The organism is Massilistercora timonensis, assembly GCF_048354975.1.
Taxonomy (GTDB): Bacteria; Bacillota; Clostridia; order Lachnospirales; family Lachnospiraceae; genus Massilistercora; species Massilistercora timonensis.
This window is the reverse complement of the sequence record NZ_DBGCJQ010000128.1, coordinates 1-10,754: the sequence shown is the minus strand read 5'-3', so window position 1 is coordinate 10,754 and position 10,754 is coordinate 1. Positions and strand designations below refer to the sequence as shown.

General features: G+C 50.4%; 11 protein-coding genes. 3 read left to right on the top strand and 8 right to left on the bottom strand.

What is annotated here, in order from left to right; translation table 11 throughout:
- Nucleotides 1–317: 317 nt before the first annotated feature.
- Nucleotides 318–926 (bottom strand): sugar O-acetyltransferase, encoded by a 609-nt coding sequence (locus ACML7B_RS10960; RefSeq protein ID WP_418541254.1) that lies wholly within the window; start codon nucleotides 924–926, stop codon nucleotides 318–320.
- Nucleotides 927–1,121: 195 nt separating this feature from the next.
- Here ACML7B_RS10960 and ACML7B_RS10955 point away from each other — a divergent pair, with 195 nt between their 5' ends.
- Complete coding sequence (locus ACML7B_RS10955; protein ID WP_418541252.1) at nucleotides 1,122–1,523, top strand: transcriptional regulator; 402 nt, start codon at nucleotides 1,122–1,124, stop codon at nucleotides 1,521–1,523.
- Nucleotides 1,524–1,606: 83 nt separating this feature from the next.
- On the opposite strand, the gene radA is transcribed toward ACML7B_RS10955, so the two are convergent.
- From radA to ald, 5 genes are all read right to left on the bottom strand, one after another.
- Nucleotides 1,607–2,974 carry a DNA repair protein RadA gene (gene radA / locus ACML7B_RS10950; RefSeq protein ID WP_418541250.1) on the bottom strand — a complete coding sequence of 456 codons (1,368 nt, stop codon included), beginning with the start codon at nucleotides 2,972–2,974 and terminating at the stop codon, nucleotides 1,607–1,609.
- A gap of 71 nt (nucleotides 2,975–3,045) precedes the next feature.
- Nucleotides 3,046–3,459 carry an endosialidase gene (locus ACML7B_RS10945; RefSeq protein ID WP_106790089.1) on the bottom strand — a complete coding sequence of 138 codons (414 nt, stop codon included), beginning with the start codon at nucleotides 3,457–3,459 and terminating at the stop codon, nucleotides 3,046–3,048.
- A 56-nt stretch (nucleotides 3,460–3,515) separates the two neighbouring features.
- The gene (locus ACML7B_RS10940) at nucleotides 3,516–5,954 is read right to left on the bottom strand and encodes an ATP-dependent Clp protease ATP-binding subunit (RefSeq protein ID WP_346708750.1); all 2,439 of its coding nucleotides are present in this window, start codon (nucleotides 5,952–5,954) and stop codon (nucleotides 3,516–3,518) included.
- Nucleotides 5,951–6,334, bottom strand: coding sequence for a GntR family transcriptional regulator (locus ACML7B_RS10935; protein ID WP_418541248.1), 384 nt, complete (start codon nucleotides 6,332–6,334; stop codon nucleotides 5,951–5,953). The genes ACML7B_RS10940 and ACML7B_RS10935 overlap by 4 nt, the downstream gene beginning before the upstream one ends.
- A gap of 142 nt (nucleotides 6,335–6,476) precedes the next feature.
- Nucleotides 6,477–7,595, bottom strand: a complete 1,119-nt coding sequence (gene ald / locus ACML7B_RS10930) for an alanine dehydrogenase (RefSeq protein WP_418541246.1) — start codon at nucleotides 7,593–7,595, stop codon at nucleotides 6,477–6,479.
- 285 nt (nucleotides 7,596–7,880) lie between these two features.
- Between ald and ACML7B_RS10925 the strand changes: the two genes are divergently transcribed.
- Entirely contained in the window at nucleotides 7,881–8,738 is an 858-nt protein-coding gene (locus tag ACML7B_RS10925; RefSeq protein WP_418541244.1) for a MurR/RpiR family transcriptional regulator, read from the top strand.
- Between the two features lie 122 nt (nucleotides 8,739–8,860).
- The gene (mscL, locus tag ACML7B_RS10920; RefSeq protein ID WP_418541242.1) at nucleotides 8,861–9,304 is read left to right on the top strand and encodes a large conductance mechanosensitive channel protein MscL; all 444 of its coding nucleotides are present in this window, start codon (nucleotides 8,861–8,863) and stop codon (nucleotides 9,302–9,304) included.
- A gap of 63 nt (nucleotides 9,305–9,367) precedes the next feature.
- On the opposite strand, the gene ACML7B_RS10915 is transcribed toward mscL, so the two are convergent.
- The gene (locus ACML7B_RS10915; protein ID WP_418541240.1) at nucleotides 9,368–10,252 is read right to left on the bottom strand and encodes an Rpn family recombination-promoting nuclease/putative transposase; all 885 of its coding nucleotides are present in this window, start codon (nucleotides 10,250–10,252) and stop codon (nucleotides 9,368–9,370) included.
- A gap of 312 nt (nucleotides 10,253–10,564) precedes the next feature.
- On the bottom strand, nucleotides 10,565–10,754 hold a 190-nt coding region (locus tag ACML7B_RS10910), incomplete at its 5' end, for a dockerin type I repeat-containing protein (RefSeq protein ID WP_418541238.1).

Below are 10,754 nucleotides of genomic sequence, written 5' to 3'. Positions count from 1 at the left end.
CCTGAGCCAGGATCAAACTCTCGTAATAAAACCTCATGCCTGCTGTTATACAGGCTTAAGATCAAGTTCATCCAGGTCCAAGAAAACTAACTAGCTTCCTTATCCCTTTTACTGTTTTGGGTTCGCCTCAAACTGTCTCGCAGTTCAAAGCGGTTCTCTGAATTTTCTCTTAAAGAATTTTCAGGGTTGGTGTCTATTGTTCAGTTATCAAGGTTCTTTTTGCTGCCTCAAGCGACAGCTATATTAGATTAGCACATTCGTTTTTTGATGTCAACCGGTTTTTTACTTTTTTCTTTACTTTTTTACTTTCTTCGATTTTACAGGATCTCATCATAAGGAATCTTCCGATCCTTATAGTAATATTCCCGGTCGCGCTCACCGATCTTTCGCAGGACCCGGCAGGGATTCCCCACAGCCACCACATTTTCCGGAATGTCCTTTGTCACCACACTTCCAGCCCCGATCACAGAATTATCTCCAATGGTCACTCCCGGAAGGATCACGGCTCCCGCTCCGATCCAGCAGTTTCTTCCGATATGGACCGGCATATTATACTGATACAGTTTCTCCCGCAGTTCCGGCAAGATGGGATGGCCAGCGGTGGCCACCGTCACATTGGGACCGATCATCGTATAATCTCCCACATAGATATGGGTGTCGTCCACCATGGTAAGATTGAAGTTAGCATAGACATATTTTCCAAGATGAACATGCCCGCCCCCAAGGTTTGCATGGAACGGCGGCTCAATATAGCAGCCTTCCCCTACTTCCGCAAGCATTTCCTTCAGAAGCGCCTCTCTTTTAGCCCCTTCTGTAGGACGGGTCATGTTATAGTCATACAACCGGTCCAGACGCCGGGTCTGATCTTCCATAATCTCCTTGTCGTTAGGCAGGTACAGTTCTCCTGTATGCATTTTCCCTTTCATACTACTCATAAAATCACCTCCTTGCATATATCTATCCCATCTTACAACATTGTATAACTTCCAACAACACCATTATCTAAAAACCTAAAATAAAAATCCAGCAAAAAGCTGTCAAAATAATTTTCCTTAAGTTATAATACAAGACAATAAACCGCTTAACCGAATCAATCCTCTCATATAGGAGGTGCTATGTTTATGAACAAAAAAGTGTTAGATTTTACACATTTTTCTCCTGAAGTGTTTCAGGCTGTTGCCGGGGAAAATTATACAGTTTATGCTTATATGAATGACGGTAATGTGAGAGTACTTGATGTAAAACCACTTATCGAAAAAGGCGGTGTGTTTAAAATTCTACAGGATAAAACAATATTTCGCGAAAAATTAACGGTATTAAATCAAACTGTCGCCTGGGATATCACAGGAAAACGAGAGGAACATGACTGTATTGACATCGACCCATTTTCATTGTTTGAAAGCCCAATTGTCGCTGATTTTCCAGAACCCATTTCTTTCTATGAAACATCTCCGTTTCCCCAGACAAATTCTCTTCTGGATCGCGTCAGTGAAAACAAATCAGAGTATAAAACCAACAAGTAAAACTTTAGTTCTCTAATTCATGTATATATGTATATATGTATATTATGAAGCGGCAGGAATAATCCCGCCGCTTCTTTCCTGCTCTACAGCACTCCGATCGCCTGATTCACATTCTTCACGCCGATGATCCGGATCCCCTCGATCCCCTTCAGAGCTCCCATGGACACCTCCGGCACGATACAGCTTTTGAATCCCAGCTTCCTGGCCTCTGCCACCCGCTGCTCCGGCATGGTAACCGCCCGGACCTCTCCGCTTAGTCCCACTTCCCCGAATACGATCATATCGTCCGGGATAGGCCGATTCCTGTAGCTGGAAGCAATGGCCAGAACAATCCCCAGATCCGCCGCCGGCTCATTCATCTTGATACCGCCCGCGATATTGACGTAAGCGTCATAATTGGACAATTCCAGACCTGCCCGCTTCTCCAGGACCGCCATCAGGAGATTGACCCGGTTGTAATCCAGCCCGGCGGCCGTCCGCCTTGGCATCCCAAAATTGCTGCGGCACACCAGCGCCTGGATCTCCATAAGCATGGGACGGGTCCCTTCCATGGCGCAGGCCACCACCGACCCGGAAGCATTCTCCGGTTTTCCGCTGAGCATGAATTCCGAGGGATTCTTCACTTCCACAAGCCCCTGGCGGCACATCTCGAAGACCCCGATCTCATTGGTGGAGCCAAACCGGTTCTTCACTGCCCGCAGGATCCGGTAAGAGGCATGCCGGTCCCCCTCAAAGTACAGCACCGTATCCACCATATGCTCCAGGACCCGTGGTCCTGCCACCGTTCCTTCTTTTGTCACATGGCCCACGATAAAAATGGAAATATTCAGTCCCTTTGCCAGCTGCATGAACACATTGGTAGATTCCCGCACCTGGGAGACGCTTCCCGGCGCGGAAGACACTTCTTCATTATACATCGTCTGGATGGAATCGATCACCACCATATCCGGGTGGCTTTTCTCGATCACGCCCCGGATGGTGTCCAGGCTGGTCTCGCACAACAGGTACAGGTTCTCTGAGAATTCCCCCATCCGATTGGCACGGAGCCGGATCTGCTTCAGGGACTCTTCCCCGGAAATGTAGAGGATCCGCTTCCCCATCCCGGACAATGCCTGACACACCTGCAGGAGCAGAGTGGATTTGCCGATCCCCGGATCGCCGCCTACCAGAACAAGAGATCCCGGCACGATCCCGCCGCCCAGCACCCGGTCCAGTTCCCCGATCCTGGTATGGATCCGCTCATCCTCATCCGTGGAAACGCTTTTAAGCGCCACCGGCTGGTTGTCTCTTCCCCCTGCCGGTCCGCTTCCCTTCCCCTCCCCGGAAGAAACAGACACCCGTTCTTCTACAAAGGTATTCCACTCCTTGCAAGCCGGACACTGTCCCAGCCATTTCGACTCTTCATGCCCGCAGTTCTGACAGAAAAACACCGTCTTCTTTCCTTTTGCCATTCTTCTCTCCTGTGCCGCAAAAAGGGCTGCAGTCTGCAGCCCTTGCGCTTTTGATCTTTCTAACTATAGTTCTATTTCCGGACGATCTTCACGGCAACACTCTTGCCTTCCGCCAGTTCTGTACTGACGCTGAGCTTTCCGCTTAAATTCGTCTTCATATCTCCCACCGGAGCGTCGTCCAGGTATACCGTATACTCGCTGTCCGCCTCCAGTTCCAGGGTAAACTGAGCATCCTGCGCGCCTGACACCTGGAATGAAACCTCCTTCTCAGTTGCCAGGAACTTTTCAACTGCTGTTCCCGGAACTGATTCATAGACGAACATTCCGTTTCTCTCAAGCTTTGTGATCTCAGAAAACGTTTTGACTTTATAGAGATCGCCCTGGAATTCAAACCCGTCCAGTTTTGTCTTATCCGCTAATGTGTAATCGCCAAAACTGAGCGTTCCGTCCTCCTCGGCTCTTAAAAGCTCTTTCACTGCTGCCATTTCGTATTCCTCCTAAGGTTCTTCTTTTGTTTTTCCTATTATATATCAATTCCAGGTTATTTTGTAGCCTTTGGGATAAATTTTATTTCTTTTTTAGACATCCCCACAGCCACTTCGCTGTCCCGGCTGATCTCTCCTGCCAGCAGCGCTTCCGCCAGCTTATCCTCCAGAAGATTCTGTACCGCGCGGCGCAAAGGCCTGGCTCCGTACTTCTGATCCGTTCCCTTCTCCACGATATAACTCTTCACAGAATCCCGGATGGTAAGGTCGATCCCCAGCTGGGATTTTGCCCTGCGGGCAAACTCCCGGCACATCAGGCCTACGATCCGCTTCATCTCGTCTTTACCCAATGGGTGGAAGACGATGATCTCATCGATCCGGTTTAGGAACTCCGGCCGGAAGATCAGTTTGATCTCGTTCATCACGCTGCTCTTCATCCGCTTGTAATCATCCGCCGCGTCCTCCCGGGCGTTGAAGCCCAGCTTCTTGGGATCGATAATGGCCTGCGCCCCCGCGTTGGAGGTCATGATGATCACCGTGTTGGCGAAATTCACCTTCCGCCCCTGGGAATCAGTGATATGGCCATCATCCAGCACCTGCAGCAGGATATTGAACACATCCGGGTGGGCTTTCTCGATCTCATCAAACAGCACTACGGAATAAGGATGGCGCCGTACCTGCTCGCTGAGCTGCCCGCCGTCGTCGTGGCCCACATAGCCCGGAGGGGATCCGATCATCTTGGCCACACTGTGCTTCTCCATATATTCAGACATATCTACCCGAATCATAGAATCCTCATCGCCAAACAAAGCTTCCGCCAGCGCTTTGGAAAGTTCCGTCTTCCCCACGCCGGTAGGTCCCAGGAACAGGAAAGAACCAATGGGGCGTCTGGGATCCTTCAATCCCACCCGTCCCCGTCTTACTGCCTTCGCCACAGCGGACACCGCCTCTTCCTGGCCGATCACCCGCTTGTGCAGGGTCCGCTCCAGGTTCCGGAGACGTTCCCCTTCCGACTCCTGCAGCCGGCTCACCGGGATCTTGGTCCACGCAGAGACCACGTCTGCGATATCTCCTTCTGTCACACAAAGCTTCTTGCCTGTGTTCCGCTTCCAGAACCGCTCCCGGATCTTCTCAAGCTTCTGCTGTGCTGCCTCCTTCTCCCGGTTCAGAAGGCCTGCCTCGGCCATATCTCCCTGGCGGATCGCCTCCTCCATCTCACCTTGCAGCCGCTGGATCACTGCCTCCAGTTCATAGATGGAATCCGGGGCTTTAAATCCTCGCAGGCTTACCCTGGAACAGGCCTCGTCCAGGACGTCGATGGCTTTGTCCGGAAGGAACCGGTCGCTCACATACCGGTCTGCCAGCTCCACTGCTCCCTTCAGCGCTTCATCCTCGATCGTCACATGATGGTGCTCCTCATATTTTCCCCGCAGTCCTTTCAGGATCTCCAGACACTGTTCCCGGTCAGGCTCTTCCACCGTAACCGGCTGGAACCGCCTCTCCAGGGCCGCGTCCTTCTCAATGTATTTCCGGTATTCCACGATGGTGGTGGCGCCGATCAGCTGCAGCTCTCCCCTTGCCAGGGAAGGCTTCAGGATATTGGAAGCGTCAATGGCCCCCTCTGCGCCGCCTGCCCCGATGATAGTGTGGACTTCATCCAGGAAAAGGATCACATTTCCCGCAGCCTTCACTTCCTGGATCAGGCGCTTCATCCGCTCCTCGAATTCCCCGCGGTACTTGGAACCGGCTACCATTCCTGCAAGATCCATGGTCAGGATCCGCTTATTCTTCATGCTGTCCGGCACGGCGCCTGAGGCGATCTGCTGGGCAAGCCCCTCGATCACCGCCGTCTTTCCAACGCCCGGTTCGCCCACCAGACAGGGATTATTCTTCGTCCTTCTGCTTAAGATCTGCATCAGACGGCCAATCTCTTCCTTCCGCCCGATCACCGGATCCAGTTTCCCCTCTTCCGCCTGCCAGGTCAGGTCAGTTCCGTACTGCTCCAGGACACCCTCTTTCCTTCTCTGGCCGTCCTGTCCAAGCTCTTCCTGGTATTCCCGCGGGTCCGCCCCGATCACATCGAAAATGTCCTGGGCCAGCTTCTGAAGACTGATCCCCAGGGTCAGAAGGATCCGGGTGGCCACGCAGTCCACGTCGCGCAAAAGCGCCAGGAGCATGTGTTCCGTCCCCGTCTCTTCCGAGTGGAAACGGACCGCCTCCGCCTGGCTTTCTTCCAAGATATATTCCAGCCGCGGACTGTTCCCGGGCCGCTCTTTTATCACAACGTCCCCCACCGGGGAGACCAGTTCATCCACCACCTTCAGGATACTCTCCTCATCCACTCCATTGGACGCCAGGATCTGTCCGGCCACGCCGGTATACACCCTGCGCAGCGCCAGAAGGAGATGCTCCGTCCCTACATAGGGGTGGCCAAGCTCCCTCGCCTGAGCGGCCGCGATCCTCAGCGCCTCTCTTGCCTGCTCTGTATAATTCATTCTGCCTGTCCCTTTCTATACTCGTCAAAAATCTCGTCCACCAGCTCATGGACCTCCTGCCGGGATATACTCTTGCAGCTCCCCTTGGCCAGAAGGATACGAAGCTGGGCTTTCATCTCCAGGATGGCCTGGGCCTTGTTGGCGTCGATGGCGATCACCGCGCCCCGCCTGCGGTCCAGCTGGATAAATCCTTCCTGCTTCAGTACCGAATAGGCCTTATTCACCGTGTGCATATTGATGCCTACCCTGTCCGCCAGCTGCCGCACCGAGGGCAGCGCATCCCCTTCATGGATGGTCGCGGTGGCGATCCCCATGATGATCTGGTTCTGCAGTTGGACATAGATAGCCTCGTCACTGTTAAAATCAATCTCAATTAACATACGATCACCTTTTTTCTTTTGTTATATACACATTAGCACAGATGGAATAGGAACGCAAGAAATTTTTGCACGGCAAAGGGGCCTGCGGTTTTTACACCGCAGACCCCCTTCGCAACTTTGAAGGAATTAAGTTTGGAAATGTCTAGCACAGAGTTTTGATGTCTACATATTCGTAGCAGTCAAAGCTGTCCGCAACGTTCTTGCAGGTCAGTTTGCCGTCATAGGTATTGATGGCGGAGTAGATCACTTCATTGTCCTTGCATGCCTGCTCCAGACCCTTGTTGGCGATCTGCAGTCCGTAATATACGGTAGCGTTGGTCAGCGCGATGGTGGATGTTCTCGGAACTGCTCCAGGCATATTTCCTACGCAGTAGTGAACAACACCGTCCTCGATGAAGATCGGGTCATCATGATAGGTAACCTTGGTGGTCTCGCCGCATCCGCCCTGGTCAACAGCAACGTCTACAAATACAGCGCCCGGTTTCATCTCTTTGAGATATTTCTTCTTGAAGATCTTCGGAGCAGCTTTTCCGGGGATCAGTACAGAACCGATTACCAGGTCTGCTTCTTTTACAGATTTCTCAATGTTGGCGTCGTTGGAAACCAGTGTCTGCACACGCGCGCCAAACAGGTCATCCAGATAAGCCAGTCTTGGAAGGCTGATATCCAGGATCGTTACGTTTGCTCCCATACCTACCGCGATCTTGCAGGCGTTGGTTCCTACATTACCGCCGCCCAGGATTACGATGTTTGCCTTCGGGGTTCCCGGAACACCTGCTAACAGAACGCCCTCGCCGCCGAATCTCTTCTCCAGGTACTTCGCTCCTTCCTGGATACTTAAACGACCTGCGATCTGGCTCATAGGAGCAAGCAGCGGCAGTCCGCCCTGTCTGGGATCAAACAGTGTCTCGTAAGCAACACCTTTTACCTTGCCGTTCAAAAGCGCGTCTGTCTGCGGCTTGTCAGCTGCCAGGTGAAGGTATGTATAGAGGATCAGTCCATCGTGGAATAACGGATATTCCTCCGGAAGAGGCTCTTTAACTTTGATCATCATCTCAACGGTATCCCATACTTCCTTGGCTGTGTCGATCATCTTCGCGCCGGCTGCCTCATACTCTGCATCGGTGAAGCCAGATCCCAGTCCTGCACCTTTCTCAATGTAAACTTCATGTCCTGCTCCTGCGTAAACCTTTACGTTGTCAGGTGTCATACCTACACGGAACTCATTGTTCTTAATCTCTTTTACGCATCCTACTTTCACTTAACTCTACCTCCTAACTAAAATTTTACCGATTCGCTTCCGCTCGTTGCGAAAGAAAATGAACAATATTTTTCACAAAATTATTTTCATGAAGAATATTATTCATTTGTCTCTAAAATTATAGTAGCACACCGAGGTATATTATTCAATAAAAGTTATTTTTTTCACAAAACCTTTTAATTTACCGTTTTCCCTTTAAATTGTCTTTACAATTCCCTTGCATATTTTTCATTTTCGTGGTTAAATGAAGCTATCAGGATTTGATTTATGTGGAGGCGCTCTGCTATGAAAGAACTTAGAGAATTGATCCATCACGCTAATCTGACCAAGACTCAGAAGACCATCGCTGAATTTATCCTGGACAACTCCTCCGAGGCCTGTTTCATGACCTCTACGGAAATCGCCCAGAAGCTGGCAGTAAGCGAATCCTCGGTGATCCGCTTCAGTCGGTCCCTGGGCTATTCCGGCTTCATGGATTTCCAGAAAGCGCTGCGGAAAAGCTATCAGGGAAAGGTTTTAAGTATCTCAAGCTCCATCACCGTCCCTTCCCAGCGGGCCGCCAAGGCTTCCAAGTTAAGCGGCAACACGGAGTACATCCAGCTCCATGTCAACAATGCCGCCAAGAACCTGGAGACGGTCCTGGCCAACAATACCAGCGCTTCCTTCGAGGAGGCGGCTGATCTTATTATCCGGGCCCGGCGCAAATACATTGTCGCCAGCCGCGGAAATTCCTGCCTTGGCGATTATTTTCTTCTTTATCTGAAGCATATGGTGCCAAATGTGGAGACAACTTCTTCCAGTTCCATCAGTCCCATTGACCACGTCTGCAGCATCACCAGGGAAGACTGTCTGATCGTATTCAGCTTCCCCCGGTATTCTTCTGTGGACCGGAGTGTTGTGGAGATGGCCAGGGAAGCAGGGGCTGCAGTGGTTGTCATCACCGACAAGCCAAGCGCTCTCCTTGCGCCCTATGCCTCCGTGCTGATCACCGTCCCGGTGGACAGCAGCACCTTCTTCAATTCCATGGTGGCGCCCCAGTTCGCGGCAGAGATCCTGCTGGATGTGATCAGCCACCGGGTGAAAGGGATCGAGAAACGGCTGCGGAAGATCGACCGGTATCTGGGGAAGCTTGGGAACTATTAAAACCAATCCGGAAAAGTTTACATTTTATCCGTAATTTTCTTTTCCATTTTTACATTCTGTGATATAGTAGGTGAGTTGGAAATAAAGTCAATTAATTTTTTCAAGAAAGGACCATCTCACAAATGAAGAAATTTATCGCGGAATTCAAGGAATTTGCCCTTCGCGGAAACGTAATGGACATGGCAATCGGTATGATCATCGGCGGCGCTTTCACCAGCATCGTCACCTCTCTTACCGATAACTTTATCAACCCAGTTCTCAACGTGGTGACCGGAGGAAAGATGTACACCCTTCAGGATGTAGCCGGATTCGCGTCCGCATTCCTCTCCTCTATTGTCAACTTCCTGATCATGGCCTTCGTGCTCTTCTGTATCCTTAAGGCTGTCAACACAGTCATGGATCTGGGCAAGAAGAAGCTGGCTGCTGAAGAAGAGGCCGCAGTTCCTACTACCAAGGTCTGCCCCTTCTGCAAGAGCGAGATCGCTATCGAAGCTACCCGCTGCCCCCACTGTACTTCCGTACTGGAAGAGGCTGCGCCGGAGGAAGCTGCAACCGCAGAGGCGTAAAAGATTTTGTGATTCAAAAAGGACGAAGGATTTGTACCTTCGTCCTTTTTTCTGTCCTTCTTTTTACTCGATGATCTTTCGCACCTCTTCCGGAGACACACCCAACTCCTTTGCAATCTCCTGCGCGCTTTTCCCTTCGGAAGAAAGGCGCAGCATATTCTTCGCCAGGGCAAGCCCTTCCGTTACTCCAGACGTATGACCTTCCTGATATCCAGACGCATGACCCTCCCGATATCCTTCCTCCCGATTGGTCCGCATCAGATAATTATGATCCAAAGTCGCCTTCTTCCGCGCCTCATAAGCCAGACGTTTTCGCTCACTGCCGCTGATCTCCAGCAGCACCTCATAAGCTCTCCCCAGGTAACGATTCACCTTCCCTATCATCTGCAATTCCTCCTTCCCTTTCCCATTGAGGAACCGGGCCCAGTTCAGAAGTTCTGAATCCGGATAATTCCTTCTTACAAGCTTAGGCAATTCTATGATATGTACCTCCAGCTTATCTGTATATTTCCTTCTCCTTCTGTCCTCCCAGATATGAAATCTGGAATAATATTCCTTATCTTCCGGAAACAGGATAAAATCCAGGATCCCCACGTGGATACACTTGCGCAGTTTTCCGTAATCTTCTCCCTCCCGCAGGTTCTCTGTGAACATCCTGCCCAGGTAAAAAACCGAACGTTCCGGCCACTCCCGGAAGGCCTCCACCTGGATCTCTACATCCATCTCGTCCATCCCGTTGATCAGGACACGCACATCCAGGATTCCCTGCTTCTCCTTTTTCCGCTTCTTCCACAGATAAGTGGGCAGAAGTTCTGTGCGGACAATCTCCTCCGGCGGCACTTCCAGCACTGCTGCGATAAACCCCTGTCTCACCAGCGGGTCACGCAATAACTCCTTAAAGCAAAAGTCTACTTTAGGTTCCATGATAAATGACGACGTTTCTTTCATACACGCGCTCCTTTCTCACCACAGAAAAGAAGCATAGAAAACCCCCTCATTCATCTGTCATCTCTTACTCTGATTATACCGGGAGACAGGGGGAATAACAAGGATTAGAGAGAAATCAGTACAGTTTACCAAGTTCTTTTTCTGCGGTCTGTAATTGATAAACAACTCTGGAATTCTCTGGCCGAATGGCCGTGAAATGAGAATAAAGAAATTGTGATGGATTGATTATAAGAAATATCAATTGAAACGTCAACCGGGGACGTGGTATTTTTAAAAATACCACGTCCCAGATTGAAAATACCCTGTCCCTTTTTAGATAGTATCTATCTTTTCACAAATATAGTTCATAATCCTTGTTAAATCAAAAATATCAACCTCTTCGTCTTTATTTACATCTGCCGCCTCTAGCTCAATACCTTCTAACAGTTTCTTTTCAACAATATGATTCATACATAAAGTCAGATCAAAAATATCAATTTCCTCATCTCCATTGATATCCCCC